At 63.0% G+C, this 22,756-nt stretch carries 22 protein-coding genes, 1 tRNA gene and 1 pseudogene; 10 read left to right on the top strand and 14 right to left on the bottom strand.

Features of this window, described 5'->3' with window-relative positions; all coding sequences use genetic code 11:
- The 4 genes and pseudogenes from G3N59_RS33775 to G3N59_RS33760 form a co-directional block, all read left to right on the top strand.
- Positions 1 to 450, top strand: a pseudogene (locus G3N59_RS33775) (protein-(glutamine-N5) methyltransferase, release factor-specific); the annotation flags it as partial.
- Positions 451 to 573: 123 nt separating this feature from the next.
- Positions 574 to 885, top strand: a complete 312-nt coding sequence (grxD, locus tag G3N59_RS33770; RefSeq protein ID WP_205987175.1) for a Grx4 family monothiol glutaredoxin — start codon at positions 574 to 576, stop codon at positions 883 to 885.
- Between the two features lie 24 nt (positions 886 to 909).
- Positions 910 to 1,524, top strand: coding sequence for a UbiX family flavin prenyltransferase (locus G3N59_RS33765; protein ID WP_277397964.1), 615 nt, complete (start codon positions 910 to 912; stop codon positions 1,522 to 1,524).
- 142 nt (positions 1,525 to 1,666) lie between these two features.
- Complete coding sequence (locus G3N59_RS33760) at positions 1,667 to 2,464, top strand: class III extradiol ring-cleavage dioxygenase (RefSeq protein ID WP_205987174.1); 798 nt, start codon at positions 1,667 to 1,669, stop codon at positions 2,462 to 2,464.
- Between the two features lie 85 nt (positions 2,465 to 2,549).
- Here G3N59_RS33760 and G3N59_RS33755 read toward each other — a convergent pair whose 3' ends face one another.
- The gene (locus tag G3N59_RS33755) at positions 2,550 to 4,145 is read right to left on the bottom strand and encodes an APC family permease (RefSeq protein ID WP_205987173.1); all 1,596 of its coding nucleotides are present in this window, start codon (positions 4,143 to 4,145) and stop codon (positions 2,550 to 2,552) included.
- A 422-nt stretch (positions 4,146 to 4,567) separates the two neighbouring features.
- Between G3N59_RS33755 and G3N59_RS33750 the strand changes: the two genes are divergently transcribed.
- The gene (locus G3N59_RS33750) at positions 4,568 to 4,771 is read left to right on the top strand and encodes a cold-shock protein (RefSeq protein WP_027819263.1); all 204 of its coding nucleotides are present in this window, start codon (positions 4,568 to 4,570) and stop codon (positions 4,769 to 4,771) included.
- 132 nt (positions 4,772 to 4,903) lie between these two features.
- On the opposite strand, the gene G3N59_RS33745 is transcribed toward G3N59_RS33750, so the two are convergent.
- From G3N59_RS33745 to G3N59_RS33735, 3 genes are all read right to left on the bottom strand, one after another.
- A complete protein-coding gene (locus G3N59_RS33745) occupies positions 4,904 to 6,166 on the bottom strand; it encodes an Hsp70 family protein (RefSeq protein WP_205987172.1) in 1,263 nt (420 codons plus the stop codon).
- A gap of 162 nt (positions 6,167 to 6,328) precedes the next feature.
- A complete protein-coding gene (locus tag G3N59_RS33740) occupies positions 6,329 to 6,931 on the bottom strand; it encodes a nitroreductase family protein (protein WP_205987171.1) in 603 nt (200 codons plus the stop codon).
- 120 nt (positions 6,932 to 7,051) lie between these two features.
- Complete coding sequence (locus G3N59_RS33735; protein WP_205987170.1) at positions 7,052 to 8,335, bottom strand: MFS transporter; 1,284 nt, start codon at positions 8,333 to 8,335, stop codon at positions 7,052 to 7,054.
- 151 nt (positions 8,336 to 8,486) lie between these two features.
- Between G3N59_RS33735 and G3N59_RS33730 the strand changes: the two genes are divergently transcribed.
- Both G3N59_RS33730 and G3N59_RS33725 read left to right on the top strand, forming a co-directional pair.
- On the top strand, positions 8,487 to 9,134 hold the full coding sequence (locus G3N59_RS33730; RefSeq protein ID WP_241024719.1) for a TetR/AcrR family transcriptional regulator: 648 nt from the start codon (positions 8,487 to 8,489) through the stop codon (positions 9,132 to 9,134).
- A gap of 32 nt (positions 9,135 to 9,166) precedes the next feature.
- On the top strand, positions 9,167 to 9,745 hold the full coding sequence (locus G3N59_RS33725) for a DUF1415 domain-containing protein (protein WP_205987168.1): 579 nt from the start codon (positions 9,167 to 9,169) through the stop codon (positions 9,743 to 9,745).
- Between the two features lie 48 nt (positions 9,746 to 9,793).
- Here G3N59_RS33725 and G3N59_RS33720 read toward each other — a convergent pair whose 3' ends face one another.
- Positions 9,794 to 10,648 (bottom strand): SAM-dependent methyltransferase, encoded by an 855-nt coding sequence (locus tag G3N59_RS33720; RefSeq protein WP_205987167.1) that lies wholly within the window; start codon positions 10,646 to 10,648, stop codon positions 9,794 to 9,796.
- Between the two features lie 398 nt (positions 10,649 to 11,046).
- Here G3N59_RS33720 and G3N59_RS33715 point away from each other — a divergent pair, with 398 nt between their 5' ends.
- Complete coding sequence (locus tag G3N59_RS33715) at positions 11,047 to 11,367, top strand: DNA-binding protein (protein WP_205987166.1); 321 nt, start codon at positions 11,047 to 11,049, stop codon at positions 11,365 to 11,367.
- Between the two features lie 171 nt (positions 11,368 to 11,538).
- Here the strand turns inward: G3N59_RS33715 and G3N59_RS33710 are convergent, their stop codons facing one another.
- Positions 11,539 to 12,690, bottom strand: a complete 1,152-nt coding sequence (locus tag G3N59_RS33710) for a class I SAM-dependent methyltransferase (protein WP_205987165.1) — start codon at positions 12,688 to 12,690, stop codon at positions 11,539 to 11,541.
- Positions 12,691 to 12,949: 259 nt separating this feature from the next.
- On the opposite strand from G3N59_RS33710, the gene G3N59_RS33705 reads away from it, so the two are divergent.
- On the top strand, positions 12,950 to 15,322 hold the full coding sequence (locus G3N59_RS33705; RefSeq protein WP_205987164.1) for a DNA methyltransferase: 2,373 nt from the start codon (positions 12,950 to 12,952) through the stop codon (positions 15,320 to 15,322).
- Positions 15,323 to 15,398: 76 nt separating this feature from the next.
- Here the strand turns inward: G3N59_RS33705 and G3N59_RS33700 are convergent.
- The 7 genes from G3N59_RS33700 to G3N59_RS33670 form a co-directional block, all read right to left on the bottom strand.
- Positions 15,399 to 15,474: transfer RNA gene (locus G3N59_RS33700), tRNA-Thr, on the bottom strand.
- Positions 15,475 to 15,492: 18 nt separating this feature from the next.
- Complete coding sequence (locus G3N59_RS33695) at positions 15,493 to 15,987, bottom strand: ClpXP protease specificity-enhancing factor (RefSeq protein WP_205987163.1); 495 nt, start codon at positions 15,985 to 15,987, stop codon at positions 15,493 to 15,495.
- 79 nt (positions 15,988 to 16,066) lie between these two features.
- On the bottom strand, positions 16,067 to 16,678 hold the full coding sequence (locus G3N59_RS33690) for a glutathione S-transferase N-terminal domain-containing protein (protein ID WP_027797364.1): 612 nt from the start codon (positions 16,676 to 16,678) through the stop codon (positions 16,067 to 16,069).
- A 114-nt stretch (positions 16,679 to 16,792) separates the two neighbouring features.
- Positions 16,793 to 17,569 (bottom strand): cytochrome c1, encoded by a 777-nt coding sequence (locus G3N59_RS33685; RefSeq protein ID WP_205987176.1) that lies wholly within the window; start codon positions 17,567 to 17,569, stop codon positions 16,793 to 16,795.
- A 24-nt stretch (positions 17,570 to 17,593) separates the two neighbouring features.
- Positions 17,594 to 18,991: a cytochrome bc complex cytochrome b subunit gene (locus G3N59_RS33680; protein WP_205987162.1), complete on the bottom strand. Its 1,398-nt coding sequence runs from the start codon at positions 18,989 to 18,991 to the stop codon at positions 17,594 to 17,596.
- On the bottom strand, positions 18,991 to 19,611 hold the full coding sequence (gene petA, locus G3N59_RS33675; protein ID WP_205987161.1) for a ubiquinol-cytochrome c reductase iron-sulfur subunit: 621 nt from the start codon (positions 19,609 to 19,611) through the stop codon (positions 18,991 to 18,993). The genes G3N59_RS33680 and petA overlap by 1 nt, the downstream gene beginning before the upstream one ends.
- A gap of 285 nt (positions 19,612 to 19,896) precedes the next feature.
- Positions 19,897 to 20,643: a Nif3-like dinuclear metal center hexameric protein gene (locus G3N59_RS33670; RefSeq protein WP_205987160.1), complete on the bottom strand. Its 747-nt coding sequence runs from the start codon at positions 20,641 to 20,643 to the stop codon at positions 19,897 to 19,899.
- Between the two features lie 19 nt (positions 20,644 to 20,662).
- Between G3N59_RS33670 and G3N59_RS33665 the strand changes: the two genes are divergently transcribed.
- Entirely contained in the window at positions 20,663 to 21,880 is a 1,218-nt protein-coding gene (locus G3N59_RS33665; RefSeq protein WP_205987159.1) for a Do family serine endopeptidase, read from the top strand.
- Between the two features lie 92 nt (positions 21,881 to 21,972).
- On the opposite strand, the gene tatC is transcribed toward G3N59_RS33665, so the two are convergent.
- On the bottom strand, positions 21,973 to 22,752 hold the full coding sequence (gene tatC / locus G3N59_RS33660) for a twin-arginine translocase subunit TatC (protein ID WP_205987158.1): 780 nt from the start codon (positions 22,750 to 22,752) through the stop codon (positions 21,973 to 21,975).
- Positions 22,753 to 22,756: the final 4 nt, after the last annotated feature.

Here is a 22,756-nt window from a genome sequence, read left to right as displayed (position 1 = left end):
CGCGTGTGGGCCGTCGACCGTTCGGCGGGCGCGCTGGCCGTGGCCGCGCGCAATGCCGCAAAGCTGCTCGACGCCGCGCGTCCGGGCGGCGCCCTCACGTTTATCGAAGCGAGCTGGTACGACGCGCTCGACGCCGCGCTGCGCTTTGACGTGATCGTCAGCAACCCGCCCTATATCGCGAACGGCGACCCGCATCTGGATCAGGGCGATCTGCGCTTCGAACCGCGCGGCGCGCTCACCGACGAAGCCGACGGCCTGAGCGCCCTGCGCACGATTATCGAAGGCGCCCCCGCCCGGCTGGTGGCGAACGGCGTGCTCTGGATGGAGCACGGCTACGATCAGGCGGCGGCGGTCCGCACGCTGCTCGACGCGCGCGGTTTCGCCGATGTCGCTTCAAAGCGGGATCTGGCGGAGATCGAGCGCATCAGCGGCGGACGTTTTAGCGGCTAGCACGCGCAGCGCGACCTCGCTCGCCCAGGCCATGCCAGGCCCGCACCGGCGAAATCCGCTATCATTTCGTTCTGCAATCCACGTATTCCGCATCAACCCTATTCAAGCAAGCCAAGGTCAGACATGGACACCCAACAGCGCATCAAGCAGATCGTCGACGAAAACGCCGTCGTCCTCTTCATGAAGGGCACCGCGCAGTTTCCGATGTGCGGTTTCTCCGGCCGTGCCGTGCAGATCCTGAAGGCGTGCGGCGTCGATCAGCTCAAGACCGTCAACGTGCTCGAAGACGACGGCATCCGTCAGGGCATCAAGGAATTCTCGAACTGGCCGACGATTCCCCAGCTCTACGTGAAGGGCGAATTCATCGGCGGTTCGGACATCATGATGGAGATGTACCAGAACGGCGAACTGCAACAGCTGTTCGCAGCAGCGTAAGCACGTCTTCCCGGCACGCCCCGCTTGTCGTTTGACGTGAACGCCACGCCGTCGCCGGTGCAACGCCGCCTGATCATCGCGATCACCGGCGCCACCGGCGCGATCTACGGCGTGCGGATGCTGGAGACGCTGCGCCGCGTGGGCGGCGTCGAAACGCATCTGCTGGTTTCTGCCGCTGGCTGGCTCAATATCCAGCACGAGCTGCAGCTCAGCAAGGAAGACCTCCACGCGCGCGCCGATGTCGTGCATTCGGTGCGCGACGTCGGCGCCACCATCGCCTCGGGCTCGTTCGCGACCGACGGCATGATCGTCGCGCCCTGCTCGATGAAGACGCTCGCGAGCGTCGCTCACGGCCTCTCCGACAACCTGATCGCCCGCGCCGCCGACGTCACGCTCAAGGAGCGCCGCCGGCTCGTGCTGATGGTGCGCGAAACGCCGTTCAACCTCGCGCATCTGCGCAATATGACGGCCGTCACCGAAATGGGCGGCGTAATTTTCCCGCCTTTGCCCGCGTTCTACAGCCAGCCGGCCTCGATCGACGAAATGGTCGATCACACGGTCGCGCGCGTGCTCGATCAATTCGCACTCGGCCCCGCACTGGCGCCTGCCTGGCCCGGTTTGCGCCATACCGCCGACTGACCTTTTCTGGTTTGTATCGCCACGCCGATTATCAACATCGGCGACACAATCAATTCGCTCGACGCACGTTTAATTCGCGAGAGTTGAGTCTTATATTGATCGTAATGCGAAACTTTTCAGCCACTCCACGTGGCTTACGATCATGACCACCCGTACCCCCACGCTTTTCCTGTCGCACGGCGCGCCCACGCTGCCGATCGATCCCGCCATGCCGCGCGAAGGCTTCACGGCGCTGGCCCAGCATCTGCCGCGTCCGAAGTCGATCCTGATGCTCTCCGCGCACTGGTACACGCAGCGCCCGGCCGTGAGCACGGCGACGCAGCCCGAAACCATCCACGACTTCTACGGCTTTCCGCGCGCGCTCTACGAGATCCAGTACCCCGCGCCCGGCGCGCCCGAAACCGCGCAGCGCGCGGCGGCGCTGCTGCGTGCCCAGGGCGTGGAAGTCGATGAGGAAGCGCACGGGCTCGACCACGGCGCCTGGGTGCCGATGCTGCTGATGTTCCCAGACGCCGACATCCCTGTCGCCCAGTTGTCGATCCAGCCGCGCAACGACGCCGCGTATCACTTCGCCGTGGGCCGCGCGCTGCGCGAACTGCGCGACGAAGGCGTGATGGTGATCGGTTCGGGTCAGATCACGCATAACCTGCGTCAGGCGGATTTTTCGGCGCGCCCCGAGGATGCCGATCCGCGCGTGGCCGAGTTCACCGAATGGTTCGAAGCGCGCCTTGCGGAACGCGACATCGACGCCCTGCTCGACTATCGGCGCCAGGCGCCGCACGCGGTCCTGATGCACCCGACCGACGAACATCTGCTGCCGGTGTTCGCCGCACTAGGCGCCGCCGACGACGATTACACGCTGGGCGTGCAATCGCTCGGCACCTACCAGCGCGCGCTGGCGATGACGAATTACGTGTTCGGATCGGCTATCGCCCAGTAAGCGCACAAACCAACGTCCAGACGCAAAAAAGCCCGCCTGAATCGCTTCAGGCGGGCTTTTTGTTGGCTCGATGCGCTAGCGTTGCTTAGTGCGCGCCGATGCCTTCGAGCACTTCGTCGTGTTCCTTGCGCTCTTCCAGATACGGCGTGCGGTAACCCGAATTCACGCCCCAGAAGTAGAAGCCCAGCGAGATGATCGCGACGACCAGCATGTCCCAGCCGTAGGGAATCAGGTCGTGACCGCCGAACTGCTTGCTGCCGATCAGCGAGAGCACGGCCATCGTCGGCAGGTAGGCGCACAGCCACCATGCAGCCTTCAGATCCTGGCCCCAGCCGCCGAAGCCTTGCTTGGCCTGGAAGTAGAAGTACACCGGCAGCGCGACAACCATCAGCAGAATGATTTCGCCCGTCAGCGGCCACTTGGCCCAGTACAGGATCATCGATGCGCAGACGAAGGCGAACGGCGCGATGACCTTCATGAACGGCACCGACAGCGGGCGCTCGATATCCGTCGCAGCGCGCTTGAGCGCCATCAGGCTGATCGGGCCGGTCAGGTACGAGATCACGGTCGCAACCGAAATCACCGCTGCCAGCGAGCTCCAGCCGCGGAAGAAGAACATGAAGATGAACGAGATGACCAGGTTGAACCACATCGCCTGGCGCGGCACGCCGTAGAACGGGTGCACGTTGCCGAACATCGCCGGCATCGTGTTGTTGCGCTCCATCGCGTAGATCATGCGCGAGGTCGTTGCCATGTAGGTCGTGCCGGTGCCGCTCGGGCTCACGAACGCGTCCACATACAGCAGGATCGCCAGCCAGTTCAGGTTCAGCGCGATCGCGAGTTCCGCGAACGGCGACTTGAAGTTGAACAGGTTCCAGCCCTTCGCCACTTCAGCCGGATCGACCGCGCCGATGTACGCCACCTGCAGCAACACGTAGATCACCAGTGCGCAGACGATCGAGCCGATCACCGCGAACGGAATGCTCTTCGACGGATTACGCGCTTCGCCCGCGAGGTTGATCGGGCTCTGGAAGCCGTTGAACGCGAACACGATGCCGCTGGTCGCGACTGCCGTGAACACCGCCGACCAGCCATAAGGCGCGAACGTGGTCGCCTCGCCGAAATTCTCGTGGTGGAAACCCGTCGTCATCAGGCCGATGATCGTCAGACCCGGGATGATGAACTTGAAAATCGTGATGGCGCTATTGGCACGCGCGAACAGCTTCACGCCCCAGTAGTTCAGCATGAAGTACACGATCACGAGCAGCGCCGACAGGAACAACCCGGAGTGGGTCAATGATCCATCGACGAACAGCGCGTGTGCCCACGGATAGGGCCAGGTGCTCATGTATTGGATGGAGGCTTCGGCTTCGATCGGAATCACCGAAACGATGGCGATCCAGTTCGCCCATGCGCTGATGAAACCCACCAGTGCGCCGTGCGAGTAACGGGCGTAGCGGACCATACCGCCCGATTCCGGGAACATCGCGCCGAGTTCGGCATAAGTGAGTGCAATGGCCAGAATGACCACGGCCCCGATCACCCACGCGCAGACCGCGGCGGGACCCGCGATCTTGGCGGCTTTCCATGCGCCGAACAGCCAGCCCGAGCCGATGATCGACCCGAGGCCGGTAAACATCAGCGCGAACGGGCCGATGTTCCGTTGAATAGAACTTTTCACGTCTTCTCCTGTATCAAGAGCAGTTCAACACCGCATGCCCCGTCTGTTGTGCGGGCGGGGTTCCAGCGGCAGTCGCACCTGCGCGCGATGTCGATTGCGCCCGTAGGCGCAACTCATGCGCGGCGCGTAGTTTAACGGTTGCACCGCCAAAAGGCGCCGAAAATCTTCTGCCACTACAAAAAAAACAGCAACTTAGCAAGCTTTGTAAGACTTTGTTTCGACCCCAGGGTAAAAATATATGGAGATTCCCTGGGTCCTAGTTGACCTGTTAATCAATAAGCCGTATAAAGTTCGGGCAGGATTTCAAGCGGCGAGTGTGAATAGGTCTTTCGTAGTTCGCCCATCAACGGTACTCCGGTTGGTCCCATACCCCTTCCTTGATTTTCGGCACCTCTTTGTTCATTCATTTTTAGGAAAGTAATATGGAAACCGGTACCGTCAAGTGGTTCAATGACGCTAAGGGCTTTGGCTTCATCACGCCGGACGGCGGTGGCGAAGATCTGTTCGCGCACTTCTCGGAAATCAAGATCGACGGCTTCAAGACGCTGCAAGAGAACCAAAAGGTTCAATTCGAAGTGCGTACGGGCCCGAAGGGCAAGCAAGCTGCTAACATCAAGCCGGTCTAAATACCGTCTTTGACTGTCAGGATTTACCTCTGGTCCTGACTGGCAAGCTTACAGAAAAACCCCACTCTTCTCTTTGAAAGTGGGGTTTTTTGTCGCCTGCGCATTTTGCGCCCCCCACTTTCTGCCTGACGTTCAGCCGTACAGGCGCTTCGCGTGAATGCCCAGACCCGTCGCCACGCTGGCGAGACGGTCGCCGAACACGGCTTGGGCATGCGGGAATGCTTCGGCGAGCGCCTGGGTCAGGAACAGCAGACCCGTCGAGCCGCCCGTGAAATACAGCGCGTTCACCGACGCAGGCGCCACACCGGCTGCCTGCACCGTGTCGCGCGCGGCCTGAACGATGCGGCGCGTCTCTTCGCGGCCGGCCTCGACCAGTTGCGCATCGTCGAAGGCAAGTCGCAGATCGGTTTCCACCTGCTCCAGATCGATCATCGTTTCGCCGCCCGCCGACACGCCGATCTTCGCCTCTTCCGCCCGCGCCGCCAGCGCGTGACCCAGACGCCAGTCGACCACGCGTAGCAGACGGTCGTGCTGCGCGGTATCCGTATACAGATGGCGCATGAGCTTGAGTTCGGTCGCGCGCTTGGGCGTGTAAACCGTGTTGATCAGATGCCAGGTGGCCAGATCGAAATAGACGCGGTTCGGCAGTTCGCGGCCCTCCGGGTCGAGCGCCTGATAGCCGAGTTCGCGCAAGATCGTCGCCAGTTCCACGCGGCGGTCGAAGTCCGTGCCGGCCACGTGCACGCCGTGGTGCGCGAGCACGTCGTCCTTGCGCTCCAGACGCGTCATGCGCTGCGGCCCGACGCGCACCAGCGAAAAGTCCGACGTACCGCCGCCGATGTCGGCCACCAGCACCAGCCCTTCTTCCGTCAGACGCGATTCATAGTCGAATGCCGCTGCAATCGGCTCGTACTGAAACTGGATTTCCTTGAAACCGACCGTGCGCGCCGCCGCTTCGAGCTGATCCTGAGCGAGCTTGTCGGCGCGCGGATCTTCGTCGACGAAAAACACCGGGCGGCCCAGCACCGCGCGCGTGATCGGCGCGCCGGCGCAACGCTCGGCGCTGCGCTTGAGGTGATCGAGGAAGATCGCGATGATTTCCGTGTAGCGCATCGCGCTACCGTCGCCGAGATCGGTGGTGCTTTCCGCCAGCGGCGAACCGAGAATGCTCTTCATCGAGCGCATCAGGCGCCCGTCGAAACCGTCGATATAAGCGGTGAGCGCAGCGCGGCCGAATTCACGCGTGTGCTCGTCGGTGTTGAAGAACACCGAAGTCGGCAACGTGGTGTGCGCGCCTTCCACGGGCGCGAGCCGCATGGCATCGCCGGAAGCGGCGCCTGGCAGCGCCACGGCCGAATTGGAAGTACCGAAGTCGATCGCGCAAAACGGGGTCATGGCAATGACGCACGGCACAAGGCGCGCGCGATGAGGAAGGCTGGGAGGACCGGCTTTGTATCACGAAAGCGCGGCGCGGGGCAACCGCAGGGCCCTGATGCGGCCCTGTAAGCACAAACGCGCGGATCATCCGCGCGTCCTGTTTTTACCGCTTTGGACCGGTCAGCCCTTGAACGGTTGCTTCCATGCGTTCGCGTAGGCAATCTCGCCGACGGCCGAACGCGTGCGCTCTGCCTTTTCGCGGTCGCGCAGCACCGGCTCGAGCTTTTCGATCTCGCCGTAGTGGCCGATCGAAATGATCGCGAGCGGTTCCACGTCGTTCGGCAGGGCGAACTCCTTGCGGAAGGCGTTCACGTCGAAGCCGCTCATCTGGTGCGCAGCCAGACCGAGCGCATGTGCCTGCAGCACCAGCGACATGGCCGCCGCGCCCGCATCGTACTGCGCCGTGCGGTTGGTCTCGCCCTTCGCGTTGAGCGTTTGCGCCGTCACCGCGATCAGGATGGGCGCGGGCGCGTTCCACTGCTGGTTGAACGGCACGAGCGTACCGAAGGCGCGCTTGAACGCGGCTTCGTCGGCCGTGCGATCGAACACGATGAAGCGCCACGGCTGCAGGTTGTAGCCCGACGGCGCCCAGCGCGCAGCCTCGATCACCGCATGCAGCGCCTCGCGCGAGACCGGCTCGTTCGAGTAGGCGCGCGGGCTCCAGCGGCCGGCGATCAATTCGTGGATGGGCACGGCTGTCGGTGCGGGTTTTTGCTTCGTCATGCCTTGTCTGTCCTTGAGGATAGCGGGCGCTCGCCCGGGGCCATCAGCATACCCGCGCTGCACAAAACGCGCTCAGGCATCGAATCCGATGTGGACGCCGCAACCTCGGCACAAAGCGTCTCATGCCGCCTGCACGCCCACTTCACGCGCGCGGCGATTGATGCGCAGCACCAGGAACGAAGCGATCAGGCACAACCCGCCCGAAATCATCGACGCCACCGTGTAGGTGCCCAGACTCGACCGCAGCAGCCCGGCGCCGAATGCCGCGAACGCCGCGCCCAGCTGGTGACCCGCCACCACCCAGCCGAAGATGATGGGCGCGCGCTCCTTGCCGAACACATCGGTGGCGAGGCGCACCGTCGGCGGCACGGTCGCGATCCAGTCGAGGCCGTAGAACACGGCGAAGATCGGCAGACCGAAAAAGTCGATGCCGAAGGCGTGCGGCAGATAGATCAGCGAAAGCCCGCGCAGCCCGTAGTACCAGAACAGCAGCACGCGGCTGTTGAAGCGGTCCGAGAGCCAGCCCGAAAGCGTCGTGCCGAACAGATCGAAAATGCCCATGGTCGCGAGCAGCGAAGCGCCCTGCACTTCCGTCATGCCGTAATCGCCGCACATGGCGATCAGGTGCGTGCCCACGTAACCGTTGGTGCTCGCACCGCAAATAAAGAAGCTGAAGAACAGCAGCCAGAAGTCGCGCGTGCGGCTGGCCGATGCCAGCGCACCGAACGCGAGCGTGAGCGGATTCTGCTGCGGCGCGGGCGGGACGATGGGCGCGTCGTGCGGCTCGCCGAACGGGCGCAGGTCGACGCTGGCCGGGCGCTCCGGCAACAGCAACGCCACCAGCGGCAGCACCACGGCGGCGGCGATCGCCACCACCAGCACGACCATCTGCCAGCCATGCTTTTCGGCGATGGCGGCGAGGAACGGCAGGAACACCAGCTGGCCCGTGGCCGAGCTTGCGGTGAGGATGCCCATCGCGAGACCACGGTGCGTGGTGAACCAGCGCGTGACGATGGTGGCCGAGAGCGACAGCGCCGCCACGCCCGTCGCACCGCCAACCATGACACCCCAGATCAGGATCATCTGCCACGGATGCGTCATCAGCGAAGACAGCGCCACGCCCGCCGCCATCGTGCCGAGCGCCACGAGCAGCGTGGGCCGCACGCCGAAGCGCTGCATCGCCGCCGCCGCGAACGGGCCCATCAGGCCGTAAAGCGCGATGTTGACCGAAATCGCCAGCGAAATCGTCGCCCGGCTCCAGCCGAACTGATGCTCGAGCGGCACCATCATCACGCTCGGCGTCGCGCGCGTGCCGGCCGCCGCCAGCAGCACGAGGAACACCACCGCCACGACGAGCCATCCATAGTGGAAACGCCCGCCGGCCATTCTCGCTGCCCAGTTCATCCCTGCTCCTGATTGGTGTCGGGCCGATCTCGTCCGCCATTCGCCACAGTACATCAGCCACGGATTGTTACCGATCGGTCACAAGTGTGTTGCGATAGTAGTGACCGCTCGGTAACATGTCAAGCGTAACCCTGATGACGAGATGCCCGCCATGGCCAAGCGCCCCGATTCCGCCACCACTGCTTCGAGCACGACCGCCCGCACACAGACGGCCGGCCCGCGCGCGCAGGAGCAACTGCTGCTTGCCGCGGACGAACTGTTCTATCAGGAGGGCGTGCGCGCCGTCGGCGTGGAAGCCGTGGTCGAGCGCGCGGGCGTGAACAAGATGAGCCTGTACCGGCAGTTTTCGTCGAAAGACGATCTGGTGGTGGCGTATCTGAAGCGCTGCGATGTGCGTTTCTTCGAGCGCTTCGAGGCGAGCGTCGCCAAACATCCCGGCGACGCCGCGAAGCAGTTGTTGCAGTGTTTCGTGGATCTGGCGCAGCGCGCATCGACGCCCGAGTATCGCGGCTGCCCGTTCGTGAACGTCGCCGCCGAGTTTCCCGACGTCGAGCATCCGGCGCGCCGCAGCGTCATCGACAATAAAACCCAGCTGATGGCGCGCCTGAACGAGATGGCGCGCGCAGCCCAGGCGGGCGACCCGGCATCGCTTGCGGACGAACTGGCGCTGTTGGTCGAAGGCGTCTATGCCGCGAGCCAGACCTACGGCCCCGGCTGCGGACCGATCCTCGCCGCGCCGCGCGTAGCGAAGCTGCTGATCGAGGCGGCGTGCGGCAGGACGATTGATCTCGCCGCGTAACCGCGCGAGCACCCGCGAGTAGAATCGCGGCCATGAACGATACCGCCGCTTCCCCCTCGCCCGATCACGGCGACATCATCGACGCCACGCGCCACTGGCTCACGCGCGCCGTCATCGGCCTGAATCTCTGCCCGTTTGCGAAAAGCGTCCACGTGAAGGGCCAGATCCGCTACGCGATCAGCGAGGCGACCGATCTGGAAGGTGTACTAACCGATCTCGAAACCGAACTGCGCACGCTCGCCGATACGGACCCTGCCGAAATCGACACGACGCTGCTGATCGTGCCGCACGCACTGGCCGACTTCCTCGAATACAACGACGCACTGCATTTCGCCGATCTGCTGCTTGGCCAGTTGCGTCTGGACGGCACGCTGCAGATCGCCAGCTTCCATCCGCAATATCAGTTCGAGGGCACGGGTCCCGACGATATCGAAAACTACACGAACCGCGCGCCGTACCCGATCCTGCATCTGCTGCGCGAAGACAGCATCGAGCGCGCCGTGGATGCCTTCCCGGACGCCGCCGACATCTACGAGCGCAATCAGGAAACGCTGCGCCGTCTGGGTCTGGACGGCTGGCGCGAATGGATGGCGAAGCGCGGCGAAGACTGACGCCAGCGCTACACGCGCATCACTATTCGCGTTTAAAGCGGGCTACGTTTAGCCCGCTTCTGCCGCGGCCTCGCCTTCATCGGAGAAGAAGCGTTCGCGCAACTCCGCCAGCCCGAAGGTATCGAGGATTTCGTTGAGCCGCTCGGTCGGCCGGCGACGCGGCAGGTTCTTGTACTGGGCGATGATCAGCTCGTTCTTCATCGAGTGCTCCCAGCCCACCAGCTCGGTCACGCTCACCTGGTAGCCGTGCGCTTCCAGTTGCAGGCAGCGCAGCACATTGGTGATCTGGCTGCCGAACTCGCGCGTATGCAGCGGATGGCGCCAGATTTCCGTGAGCGCCTGGCCGAGCGACTTGCCCTTGTTCCGCCGCAACACGCCCGCCACTTCCGCCTGACAGCACGGCACCACGACGATATGGCGCGCCTTCTTCCTGAGCGCGAAATGCAGCGCGTCGTCGGTGGCGGTATCGCAGGCGTGCAACGCCGTCACGATATCGACCGTCTCGGGCAGCGCCTTCGACGTGATCGAATCGGCGACCGAGAGATTCAAAAACGACATCCCCTCGAAGCCAAGTCGCTGCGCGAGTTCGCGAGACCGCTGAACGAGTTCATCGCGCGTCTCAATGCCGAAGATATGCGACTTGTCGCGCAGTTCCTTGAAAAAGAGATCGTAGAGAATAAAACCAAGGTAGGACTTGCCCGCACCATGATCGACAAGCGTCACGTCGCGGCCATCCTGCTTGACGTCTTTGAGCAGCGGCTCGATGAACTGGAACAGGTGATAGACCTGCTTCAGCTTGCGGCGGCTGTCCTGGTTCATCTTTCCGTCACGCGTGAGGATATGGAGCTCCTTGAGAAGCTCGATCGACTGGTTAGGACGGATTTCGTAAGTCTTACTGGACATCGGGGCGGCTTAAAAAGAAAAGGGTCTTTTGCCGGGAAACGTGCGGCAGGCGACGGAACGACGCAAATATATCTGTCATTTTACGGAAAAAGCAGGAAGAGGCCGCCAGCCCGAGCGAGCCATTCATCTGATAGTTGGAGCGTCCGGCACGCTGACCCACGTCCGGACGGCAGGGAGGGGTTGATTAAAAGAGACACGGCACGCCGTCGCCAGGCGGTACGACTGCGCGCGCCGATGTTCAGAAAGGACCGTTTTTGGGGCGCGACCGACCGGCAAAGTATCGGGAAAGCGCGCATGGGAGATCGCACCGGGTTGGCCGGGCGCGATAAATCAGGTACGACGCAGATTCCGCTTGCGCACGAGCGCACGGTGCTGCGCGACCTTGCATGGGGCATGCAATGAACACAATACCCGACGGTAACGCTGAGCAAAAATTCCAGGAAATGCTGGCCAGGCTCGTAGAGGTACCCGAGTGGACGGAAAAGCAACAACTGGAACTGGAAATGGCACGCGACATCTCGGTCGAGATGCTGCGGCTAGCCGAAGATATGCGCGATGGCGCTTCGGATCTGGAAGCCTGTCTGATCCTGCTGAAGTACGCCAAAGTGCTCGATTTCGTGATGTCCGCATTGGCCGCGCGGCGGGACATCAAGCCACAAACGCTGCGGGTGATTTTCAAGCTCGCCGGTTTGCGTGTGGACGAGGCTTATCCCGGTTGATGCGGGCTGAGCATCGATGAGTGACCGGCGGGCGCCACGCCCGCCGTTTAGAAGGACAAAGCGCACTCCCGATTCCGAGGTCGGTCCGTGCGCTTATACCGCTCACCTTTCTTCGCGCCGCCGTTCCACACGGCGGCGTTTGCGCTTTCCTCCGCCCAAGCGTTCACACATTCAGGCGCTGCGCACCTTCAGTCGCCACAGCGATGTGATTTCGGCCGCGCGTGCGCGATGAAGCGGATCGTTGGGATCGCTCGCCTTGGGATGGCGCGGACGGATATCCTCGCGCCCCGCCACGTCCAGACCCGCTTGCCCGATCATATCCAGCAGTTCGTCGCGCGTGCGCAGGCCCAGATGCTCCGCGAAATCGGACAGGATCAGCCAGCCTTCGCCGCCCGGCTCCAGATGATCCTTAAGCCCGCCGAGGAAACCGCGCAGCATGCGGCTATCGGGATCGAACACCGCATACTCGATGGGCGACGCGGGCCGCGCCGGCACCCACGGCGGATTGCAGACCACGAGCGGCGCACGGCCGGGCGGAAACAGATCGGCTTCCATCACCTCGACCTGCTTGCCCACGCCGAGCATGTCCAGGTTCTCGCGCGCGCATGCCAGCGCGCGCGTGTCCTGATCCGTGGCGACGATGTGCTTCACGCCGCGCTGCGCGAGCACGGCGGAGATCACGCCCGTACCCGTGCCGATGTCGAACGCTTTTTCGACCGCGGCAGCCGGCAACGGCACACGCGCAATCAGATCGAGATATTCGCCGCGCACCGGCGAAAACACGCCGTAGTAAGGATGCACGTGTGCCCCGCCGAGCGCGGGAATCGGCACGCCTTTCCTGCGCCACTCGTGCGCGCCGATCAGGCCGAGCACTTCGCGCAGCGATACAGCGGACGGCGCGCCGTCCGGCGCGCCCCACGCCTCTTCGCAGGCCAGCTTGACGTCGGGTGCGCGGCGCAGCGCGATCGAATAATCGCCTTCGAGCGGCAGCAGCACCATGCCGAGCGTGCGCGCACGTTGCGCCTGCGCCTGGCGATGCAGGTGAAACGCCTCGAGCGGCGTGGCGGGCGCCTTCGGCTCGCCCTTGCGCGGCTTGCGCTCGGCGCGGCGCGCCATCGCCTGCAGCAGTTGCCGCGCGTTCTGGTAGTCGCCGCGCCACAGCAGTGCAGTGCCCTCGCAGGCGAGACGGTAGGCGGCGTCGGCCGTCGTGCGATCGTCGGCGACGACCACGCGCTTCGGCGCGGGCACGCCCGCCTCCGAACGCCAGCGGACGGTGCGCGGGCCGTCCGTGTCGGGCCAGCTCAAGGTGGGAAAGTCGGTCATAAGGTCTGGATGCTTGATACGTAACGCTCGATGCTTAAAAGGCTCGCCGCGACGGCGCGCCTGCGATGCGGCGCCATCTTATAGCAGAGCACGGTCATGGCCGGCTGTTGCGGCCAGGTGCAGGCATGTGCGCATCATCGCGCAGCCTGGCGCGGACGTCGACTCAGCCGAATGGCATAAGCCGAACGGCCAGGCAGATTCGCCGCGCACTCGCCAGTAAAATGACCGCCAATCCGCGCAATGGCGCCATCAACAGAATATGTCAGAGACGAATCCGACGACGCGCCACGCACCCGCGCGCAAGCAAGGCATACGCAATGCATGCACGTCCCGCGCGGGGCTCGACGCGGATTTTTATGCGGCACTGCTGCATATCGTGGGCGTGCAGGAGCGGATTGAGCGCGGCGCGGCGATCGTCGTGCGGCACGCGCCGGGCGAGCGGCAGGCAAACGCGCTGATCGAACACGCGACCACGCACATCGAAGCGCGTGAGCGCACAGTCGATGATCCGGCAATCGACGCCGCGCTGCGGCTTTGCATCGAATGGATCGGCCGCCTCGTGTTGCTCAAGCTGCTCGAAGCGCGCCTGCTGACGCTGCACGCGCACGACCCGTCTTATGCCTTCCTGAACAGCAGCCGGATCGCTACGTTCGGTGAGCTTACGGCGTTGTGCCGCGAACTCTTCGGTGGCGAGCGAGGCGATGACGTTGCGCGTCACTCTCCTCACCTGCCGCGTTTCGCAACCACCCTGTTCGATTCCGCCGATCTCGCCGCATTCGACGCCGCGCTGGCGCCGCATCCCATCGGCGATCTGCTCGATTTTTTCGCTGCCTTCGAATTTCACGGCGAAACCGCCGCGCTCGGGCTGATTTTCGAGCGGCTCAACGGGTATCGAAACGGCGCCTGGTATACGCCCGAAAACGTGGCAAAACTGCTCACCGAAGAAGCACTCACACGTGCCGTATTGGGCCGCTTCAATCGCCATAAAAACTGGCACTGTACGTCGCTCGATCAGCTATCCGAACAAATTTCGGACCGCACCGAAGCGCGCGCGATCCTCAGCGGACTGCGCATTTGCGACCCGGCTGTCGGCACCGGGCATCTGCTGGTTTCCGCACTCGATTCGCTAATCGATATCCAGACGAAGCTCGGCCTGCGCGCGGAAAATGACGCCGCGCTCTATCGCGAAAAACGCGCCATCGTCGAGCAGAATCTGTTCGGTGTGGATATCGACGCGCACGCGCTCCAGCTCGCACGACTGCGCCTGACATTCGAACTGCTCGCCCATGCCACCTACGATGGCGAAGGCCAGTTTCCCGCACTGCCGGACCTCGCCGCCAATCTCAAACACGGCAACGCCGTACTCGCCAGTTTCGCCGACGAAACCCGCACGCCCGGCGACTTCGCCTGGCACCGCGCCTTCCCCTCGGCGTGCGATGCGCAGGGACGCTTCGCGGGCTTCGACGCGGTCATCGCGAACCCGCCGTATATCGACTCCGAACGCATGATCAACGCCGGCCAGAAGCCGCTGCGCGAAACGCTCGCGCAACGCTGGCCGGGCGCGCGCGGCAACTGGGATCTCTACATTCCGTTCATGGAACTGGGCGTCGCACTCATGGCGCCGCACGGCGCGATGGCATATCTCACCCCGGACAAATGGCTCGCGCGGCCCTTCGGCGAGGCGTTTCGCGCGCGCCATCTCGACAAAATCGAGCGCATCGTCGCGCTGGGCCGCGATGTGTTCGAGCGTGCGCTGGTCGATTCGATCGTGACGGTCTATCGCAAAGCCGGTAGCGAAACGATCGCAACGGCTCGCCTGGAAAACGCAACGCTTCAAATGCTCGCGACAGTGAACAAATGCGAAATCGAAGCGCCGTGGACGCTCGACGCCCTGCTCTGCGCGCACTACGCGTTTGTGCAGCGGCTCGCGCGCGCGCATCCGACGCTCGGCACGTTGCTCAGTTGCGAGAACGCCTGCGCGACCGGCGACGCGTATCGGCTTGCGCCTTTGCTGGTGGAATCCAGCGCAGACTTCGACGCCTCACAGCACTATCGCGTGGTGAACACGGGCACGCTAGGCCGCTACGTCTCGCGCTGGGCCAGCAAACCGATGACGTATCTGGGCCGCCGCTACGCGCAGCCGGTTGTCGCGCGCGCGGACTTCGAAGCGGCTTTCGCAAACGGCTATCGCAGCAAAGCCGCGGCGAAAAAGATCATCGTGAAAGGCCTCACGCTGTTGCACGCCACACTCGATCTGAACGGCGATACCGTGCCCGGCAAGACCACGCTAATCCTGCGTTCGGCCGACGAAGACCTGCTGAAATTTGCGGCCGCCGTGCTGAACTGCCCGCTCGCGGCCTTCGTCACACGCTCGCGTTTCGGAGCGTCGAGCTACAACGGCGGCGTGGCGTTCACGAAGGCGATGATCGATGCGCTGCCGGTGCCTCACGACGCCAACGTGCGCGCGAGCATCGCCAGGCAAGTCGATGAAGTGATGCGTTTGGCACAGATCGGCGAACACGTAAAAAGCGAAACGCTCGCCCGCCACATCGACCGCATGCTTTACGCAGCGTACGGACTGAACGCCGATGAAATCGCGTTGATCGAGCAGCCCGCAAACAGCCGCGCCTGAAACGAAGGCAAAAAGACAAACAGGCCAAAACGAAAAAAGGGTTACAGCTTTTAGCTGTAACCCTTTTCGCGATGTTTGGTGCCGGCTGCAGGACTCGAACCCGCCACCTGATGATTACAAATCAACTGCTCTACCAGATGAGCTAAGCCGGCGTAGCCCGTGATTCTACTTCATTTCACGATCTTGAGGTGACCCTTACCGCCCTTTGCTGCACCATCGTCGGCTTTTTCTGCTGCGGATGCGGCCTCATCGCTGCTGCTGGCCTCCTGCGGCGCCGCTTCGACTGCCGAAGCGGGCACATCTTCGTGCTCGTCCTGCGCGGACGGCAGCACGTCGTCGGCGTCGCCAGCGGGCGCTTCGACCGGGAACGCCATACCCTGGCCGTTCTCGCGCGCGTAGATCGCCAGCACATTCGACACCGGCACTTCGATCTTGTGCGACTTGCCCGAGAAGCGAGCGTGAAACTCGATCATCTCGTTGCCCATCTGCAGCTGGCTGGTCGCGTCGAAGCTGATGTTCAGCACGATCTCGCCGTCGCGCACGAACTGGCGCGGCACGCGCGTGCGGTTGTCGACCCGCACCGCGATATGCGGCGTGAAGCCGTTGTCCGTGCACCATTCGTACAGCGCACGCAGCAGATACGGCTTGGTGGAAATCTCTTGCATCAACAATCCTCAGAAGAGGCAGCGCGCGCCGGCAGTGAATCGCGCCGGCACCCGCGCCTCCTGTTGCAACAGTGACCGCTTAGCGGCGCATCACCTTTTCCGACGGCGTCAGCGCTTCGATATAGGCCGGACGGCTGAAGATGCGCTCGGCGTACTTCATCAGCGGCGCGGCGTTCTTCGACAGTTCGATGCCATAGTGATCCAGACGCCACAGCAGCGGCGCGATCGCGACGTCGAGCATCGAGAACTCTTCGCCCAGCATGTACTTGTTCTTCAGGAAGATCGGCGCGAGCTGCGTGAGGCGGTCGCGGATCGCCAGACGTGCCTTCTCGTGGTTCTTCTCGGCGGCCTTGCCCTTCTCGTTTTCGAGCGTGCTCACGTGCACGAACAGTTCCTTCTCGAAGTTGAGCAGGAACAGGCGCGCGCGGGCGCGCTGGACCGGGTCGGCCGGCATCAGTTGCGGATGCGGGAAGCGCTCGTCGATATACTCGTTGATGATGTTCGACTCGTACAGAATCAGGTCGCGCTCGACCAGAATCGGCACCTGACCATACGGATTCATCACTGCGATGTCTTCCGGTTTATTGAACAGGTCGACGTCGCGGATTTCGAAGTCCATGCCCTTTTCGAACAACACCAGCCGGCAGCGCTGGGAGAACGGGCAGGTAGTGCCGGAGTACAGAACCATCATGATTTACATTTCCTCAATAAACCCAAAAGGCCAGCGGGCGAAAACACCGCCCGACGGTCGCTAGACTGTCAGGCGGTGTGTCGTCATACCGGCCCCACGTCGGTCAGGACGTGCCTATTTGATATCTTTCCAGTACGCAGCGTTCAATCGCCACGCGAAAAAGCTCAGGACGCCGAGAAACAGAAGCACCCAGACGCCAAGCTGCTTGCGGGTGCGCTGCTCCGGTTCGGACATCCAGCCGAGGTACGCAACCAGGTCGGCCACGGCAGAATCATAATCTACCGGCGAAAGCTTCCCTGGCGTGACCTGTTGGTACCCCACAAACCGGCGGACCTTTTCCCCCGTTTCTTCATCCACCGTGTCTTCGAACTTCGCCGTGCGCACGCCCTGCAACTGCCAGAGCACGTGCGGCATGCTCACGTTCTCGAACACCATGTTGTTCCAGCCGGTCGGGCGCGTGTCGTCGCGATAGAAGCTGCGCAGATACGTGTACAGCCAGTCGCGCCCTTTTGCGCGCGCCTCCACGGAGAGGTCCGGCGGCGGCACGCCGAACCACGACTTGGCGTCGTCCGGGCGCATCGCGACCGACATCGTGTTGCCGACCTTGTCCGTCGTGAACAACAGATTATCTTCGATCTGCTTTTGCGGAATGCCGAGATCCTGCAACCGGCTATAGCGCATCAGATTCGCACTGTGGCAATTCAGGCAATAGTTTACAAACAATTGCGCGCCGTGTTGCAGCGAAGCAAGATTTTCGCCGTTATCGGGTGCGCGGTCGAGCGGAATGTTTTCCTGAGCCGCCACAGATCCGACCCCAAGCGACAGCGCGCAAGCCACCGTCAGGCCCATCCGGACGCTCGCCCGGGCGAGCGTCGAAAAGAACAATTTCATCATCATGTCTTCCTCGCTCGCAGATTAATGGGGCTTGAACCGCACGCGTTCGGGCGGCTGCTTGAAGGTGCCAAGCGGCGTCCAGAACGGCATGCCGAGGAAAAACGCGAAGTAGACGAGCGCGCAGAACTGGGCGATCAGCGTGGCCGCCGGCGAAGGCGGTTTAGTGCCGAGAAACGCCAGCGTCAGGAAGGCGAGCACGAAGATGCCGAGGAAAACCTTGTGGAACAGCGGCCGGTAGCGGATCGACTTCACCGGCGCGCGATCGAGCCACGGCAGGAAGAACAGCGAAATCACCGCTGTGCCCATCACCACCACGCCCCAGAACTTCGACTCGGTGAAGGCCATCGCCAGAATCACCAGCACCGCCAGCGCCGGCAGGCCCGCGCGCCACTTGCCGCGCGCCCGCACGATGGCGAACAGGCCGAGCAGCCCGATCACGATCATCAGCACGATCTTGAACGGATCGGTGGTCGCGCGCAGCATCGCGTAGAAGGCCGTGAAGTACCAGACCGGCGCGATTTCCGGCGGCGTCTGCAACGGATTGGCGGGCACGAAGTTATTCGCTTCAAGGAAGTAGCCGCCCATTTCCGGCGCGAAGAACACGATCGCCGCGAAGATCATCAGGAAGATGCACACGCCCATGAAGTCGTGCACCGAGTAATAGGGATGGAACGGAATGCCGTCGAGCGGAATACCGTTCGCGTCCTTTTTCTCCTTGATCTCGATGCCGTCCGGGTTGTTCGACCCCACTTCGTGCAGTGCGACGATATGCGCCACCACCAGCCCGACCAGCACGAGCGGAATCGCGATCACGTGGAACGCGAAGAAGCGGTTGAGCGTGACATCGGAGACCACGTAGTCGCCGCGAATCCACAGCGACAGATCCGGGCCGATGAAGGGAATCGCCGAAAAGAGATTCACGATCACCTGCGCGCCCCAGAACGACATCTGCCCCCACGGCAGCAGATAGCCGAAGAAGGCCTCGGCCATCAGGCACAGGAAGATCGCGCAGCCGAAGATCCACACCAGTTCGCGCGGCTTGCGGTACGAGCCGTAAAGCAGCCCGCGGAACATGTGCAGATACACGACCACGAAGAACATCGACGCGCCCGTGGAGTGCATGTAGCGGATCAGCCAGCCCCACGGCACCTCGCGCATGATGTACTCGACCGATGCGAACGCGAGCGTCGAATCGGGCTTGTAGTTCATGGTGAGGAAAATGCCGGTGACGATCTGGTTCACCAGCACCAGCAGCGCGAGCGAGCCGAAGAAGTACCAGAAGTTGAAGTTCTTCGGCGCGTAGTACTCGGAGACGTGGGCTTTCCACGTCGCGGTCATCGGAAAGCGTTTGTCGATCCAGCCCTGCAGACCGGATGCTTCGGACGCCTCCACCACTTCCTTGTCGGTTCCCGTCGCCATCACGCTTCTCCTTTTTCGTCCTTGCCGATCACGATCGTCGTCGCCGACGCGAACATGTAGCGCGGGATGTCGAGGTTCTGCGGCGCGGGCTTGTTCTTGAACACGCGGCCGGAAAGATCGTAGGTGGAGCCGTGGCACGGGCACAGGAAGCCGCCTGGCCAGTCGTCGGGCAGGTTGGGCTGCGGGCCTTCCTGGAAACGCGCCGTCGGCGTACAGCCCAGATGGGTGCACACGGCGACGGCCACGAGGATGTTCTTGTGCTCGGGACGCGAGCGGAATTCGTTCTGGCAGTACTCGGGCATCGGCATGGAAAACGGATGCTCGGAATTCGGGTCCGCCAGTTCGGGATCGGCCTTCTTGACGTCGGCCATCATGCGGTCGGTGCGGTTGAGAATCCACACGGGCTTGCCGCGCCAGGCCACGGTCATCATCGAGCCGGGTTCGAGCCCGGTGATGTCGACTTCGACGGGCGCGCCAGCGGCGCGGGCTTTTTCGGATGGTGCAAACGAGCCTACGAACGGTACGACTGTGGCAACGCCTCCTATGCCACTTGCTACGGACGTCGCAATCAGCCAGGTACGGCGGCTGCCATCGACGCGGTCATTATCTTTGTCTCGCATCACATCGCCCCACTTCTGAGTTGGATTTTTCCGTCACGCCGTTGCTTACCCGCGGTGCTGCCGAACGCTAGTGTGCTCGAATGGAGTTGCCATTTACAAGGGGCGGTTACCAGAAAGCGCCCGAAGTCCTTGATATCTCGGGGTTTTCCCCGAAGAAACGGGGCCATTTTCTTTTGCTTTTGTAAATGCCCGGCGAATACATAAACGCAATGCGCTTCGCCACGAAGGACCGGGCGAAGCGATTTTTATGCGCGATGAATCTAAAACCCGCATCGGACCCGATGCTCAGACCGGGTTATGAATATCGATGAACAGATGCTCGATGTCGAAGGCTTCGGAGAGATGCGTGCCCACGGCCTGCACGCCGAAGCGCTCGGTCGCATGATGACCGGCCGCGAGGAACGCCACGCCGCTTTCGGCGGCCGTGTGGGTGGTCTGCTCGGAGATCTCGCCGGTGAGGAAGACATCGGCGCCCGCGTCGATGGCGGAATCGAACAGGCTTTGCGCAGCGCCCGTGCACCACGCCACGCGGCGAATCTGCCAGTCCGGGTCGCCCAGCACGAGCGGCGTGCGGCCGAGCGTCTGTTCGACCTCGGCGGTAAAGTGCGCGAGCGTGATCGGCATGGGCAGCGTGGCCATCCAGCCAAGGTTCTGCTCGCCAAAGCGTTGTTCGCCATTCCAGCCGAATTTCGCGCCCAACTGCGCGTTATTGCCCAGTTCCGGGTGGCAATCCAGCGGCAGGTGATACGCAAACAGGTTAAGGTCGTTGGCGAGCAACGTCTTCAGGCGCTGATATTTGCGGCCCGTGATCTGCGGCGCTTCGTTCTTCCAGAAATAACCGTGGTGAACGAGGACGGCGTCCGCGCCCCATTCCAGTGCGGCTTCGAGAAAAGCCAGCGAAGCGGTCACACCGGTGGCGATCTTCTCCACGCGCCGCCGGCCTTCCACCTGCAGGCCATTGGGGCAGTAGTCCTTGAACCGCGCGGTTTCCAGAAGATTGTTCAGATACAATTCCAGTTCGATCCGATCCATATAATCCTCTAATCTTCAGATGCTTAGACGCTTTTGGCTGTTCTTCGCCCAGGCGGTGACGGTCCTGCTGGCGTTGATGTTCATCATCGCGACGCTCAAGCCGCAATGGCTTCAGCACCAGGGGCAATTCGGCAAGCAGCTCGCCGAGCCGATCGTCGCGCTACGCGAGGTAGCGCCGGGCATCGGCGGCGGTTCCGCCCAGGGCTCCTACGCGGATGCCGCCCAGAAGGCGATGCCCGCGGTCGTCAACGTGTTCTCGAGCAAGGATGGCTCGCTGCCGCCCGATCCGCGCCAGAACGACCCGCTATTCCGCTACTTCTTCGGCGATCGCAACAAGAACAACAAGCAGCAGGAACAGCCTGCGGCGAATCTCGGCTCGGGCGTCATTGTGAGTCCGGACGGTTACATTCTAACGAACCAGCACGTGATCGACGGCGCGGATCAGATCGAAATCGCCCTGTCCGATGGCCGCACCACCAATGCGAAGGTGATCGGCATCGACCCGGAAACCGACCTCGCGGTGCTCAAGATCAACCTGCCGAACCTGCCGACCATCACGCTCGGCCGCATGGATCAGACCCGCGTGGGCGACGTCGTGCTCGCCATCGGCAATCCGTTCGGCGTGGGCCAGACGGTGACGATGGGCATCATCAGCGCGCTCGGGCGCAATCACCTCGGCATCAATACCTTCGAGAACTTCATCCAGACCGATGCGCCGATCAACCCCGGCAACTCGGGCGGCGCGCTCGTCGACGTGAACGGCAACCTGCTCGGCATCAATACCGCCATCTACTCGCGCTCGGGCGGCTCGCTGGGTATCGGCTTCGCGATTCCGGTGTCCACGGCGCGCAGCGTGCTGGAAAGCATCATCACGACGGGTTCGGTCACGCGCGGCTGGATCGGCGTCGAACCGCAGGATCTCACGCCCGAAATCGCCGAATCGTTCGGCATCAACCAGAAGTCGGGCGCGATCGTCGCGGGCGTGCTGCAAGGCGGCCCGGCGGACAAGGCCGGCATCAAGCCGGGCGACATCCTGCTGTCCGTCAACGGCGAGGAAATCACCGACACCACGCGCCTCCTGAACGTGATCGCGCAGATCAAACCGGGCACCGACGCCAAGGTCCACCTCGTACGCAAGAACAAGGACATGGACCTCGACGTGACGATCGGCAAGCGCCCGCCGCCGCCCAAACAGCCCGCCAACGAAGACGGCGAAGGCGAAGACGACGGCGGTTGAGACCGCCGCCCTCATCGGCAAACGCAATAAGACAAAAGCCCGCGAACAGCGCTGTTCGCGGGCTTTTTTCCTTGTCGATCCGGGCGTGCCGGTCAGCTGGTCGCTTCGCTCTCGTCCGGCGCTTTCTCGCCGGTGCCGATAAAGATCCGCGCAGCGATGATGCCCAGTTCGTACAGCACGATCAGCGGCAGCGCGAGGATCAGTTGCGAGAACACGTCAGGCGGCGTCACGACGGCCGCGATGATAAACGCGCCGACGATCACATACGGCCGCACTTCCTTGAGCTTCTTGACCGTCACGAGGCCCATGCGCACGAGAATCACAACGACGATCGGCACCTCGAAAGTCACGCCGAACGCGATGAACATCGTCAGCACGAAGCTCAGGTAATTGTCGATATCGGTGGTCATTTCCGCGCCCAGCGGCGCGTTGTAGTGCGCCATCACGCGGAAGATGGTCGGAAACACCACGAAGTACGCGAAGGCCATGCCGCACAGGAACAGCGTGTAGCTGCTCGCCACCAGCGGCGCGACCAGCTTCTTCTCGTGCTGATAGAGACCGGGCGCCACGAACGCCCAGATCTGGTAGAGCACGACCGGCAGCGCGATCACGAAGGCGACGAGCATCGTCACTTTCATCGGCACGAAGAACGAGCCGGTGACGTCGGTGACGATCATCTTGCCGTCCTTCGGCAAGTTGTTCATGAGCGGGCGCGCCAGCAGCTTGAAGATATCCGGCGCCCAGTAGACGAGACCGACGAACACCACGATCACGGCAATGCCCGCGCGCATGATGCGGTCGCGCAATTCGACGAGGTGCGAGATGAAGGTCTCTTCAGTGCCCTCGTCCTGTTTTTGTTGGGGGTCGCTCACACCG

Origin of the sequence: Paraburkholderia sp. Ac-20340 (assembly GCF_017104965.1) — a bacterium.
GTDB lineage: Bacteria > Pseudomonadota > Gammaproteobacteria > Burkholderiales > Burkholderiaceae > Paraburkholderia.
The sequence above is the reverse complement of the archived record's forward strand: the minus strand, read 5'-3'. Positions and strand labels throughout refer to the sequence as shown.

Excerpts from the sequence above, each read along its gene's own strand:
- G3N59_RS33735 (WP_205987170.1), bottom strand. The coding sequence starts at position 8,335 with ATGAACTGGGCAGCGAGAATGGCCGGCGGGCGTTTCCACTATGGATGG.
- G3N59_RS33710 (WP_205987165.1), bottom strand. The coding sequence starts at position 12,690 with ATGACCGACTTTCCCACCTTGAGCTGGCCCGACACGGACGGCCCGCGC.
- G3N59_RS33690 (WP_027797364.1), bottom strand. The coding sequence starts at position 16,678 with ATGATGGTTCTGTACTCCGGCACTACCTGCCCGTTCTCCCAGCGCTGC.
- G3N59_RS33705 (WP_205987164.1), top strand. The coding sequence starts at position 12,950 with ATGTCAGAGACGAATCCGACGACGCGCCACGCACCCGCGCGCAAGCAA.
- G3N59_RS33745 (WP_205987172.1), bottom strand. The coding sequence starts at position 6,166 with ATGACCCCGTTTTGCGCGATCGACTTCGGTACTTCCAATTCGGCCGTG.
- petA (WP_205987161.1), bottom strand. The coding sequence starts at position 19,611 with ATGCGAGACAAAGATAATGACCGCGTCGATGGCAGCCGCCGTACCTGG.
- grxD (WP_205987175.1), top strand. The coding sequence starts at position 574 with ATGGACACCCAACAGCGCATCAAGCAGATCGTCGACGAAAACGCCGTC.
- G3N59_RS33740 (WP_205987171.1), bottom strand. The coding sequence starts at position 6,931 with ATGACGAAGCAAAAACCCGCACCGACAGCCGTGCCCATCCACGAATTG.
- G3N59_RS33695 (WP_205987163.1), bottom strand. The coding sequence starts at position 15,987 with ATGCAAGAGATTTCCACCAAGCCGTATCTGCTGCGTGCGCTGTACGAA.
- G3N59_RS33730 (WP_241024719.1), top strand. The coding sequence starts at position 8,487 with ATGGCCAAGCGCCCCGATTCCGCCACCACTGCTTCGAGCACGACCGCC.
- G3N59_RS33720 (WP_205987167.1), bottom strand. The coding sequence starts at position 10,648 with ATGTCCAGTAAGACTTACGAAATCCGTCCTAACCAGTCGATCGAGCTT.
- G3N59_RS33670 (WP_205987160.1), bottom strand. The coding sequence starts at position 20,643 with ATGGATCGGATCGAACTGGAATTGTATCTGAACAATCTTCTGGAAACC.
- G3N59_RS33685 (WP_205987176.1), bottom strand. The coding sequence starts at position 17,569 with ATGAAATTGTTCTTTTCGACGCTCGCCCGGGCGAGCGTCCGGATGGGC.
- G3N59_RS33715 (WP_205987166.1), top strand. The coding sequence starts at position 11,047 with ATGAACACAATACCCGACGGTAACGCTGAGCAAAAATTCCAGGAAATG.
- G3N59_RS33725 (WP_205987168.1), top strand. The coding sequence starts at position 9,167 with ATGAACGATACCGCCGCTTCCCCCTCGCCCGATCACGGCGACATCATC.
- G3N59_RS33680 (WP_205987162.1), bottom strand. The coding sequence starts at position 18,991 with ATGGCGACGGGAACCGACAAGGAAGTGGTGGAGGCGTCCGAAGCATCC.
- G3N59_RS33760 (WP_205987174.1), top strand. The coding sequence starts at position 1,667 with ATGACCACCCGTACCCCCACGCTTTTCCTGTCGCACGGCGCGCCCACG.
- G3N59_RS33750 (WP_027819263.1), top strand. The coding sequence starts at position 4,568 with ATGGAAACCGGTACCGTCAAGTGGTTCAATGACGCTAAGGGCTTTGGC.
- G3N59_RS33665 (WP_205987159.1), top strand. The coding sequence starts at position 20,663 with ATGCTTAGACGCTTTTGGCTGTTCTTCGCCCAGGCGGTGACGGTCCTG.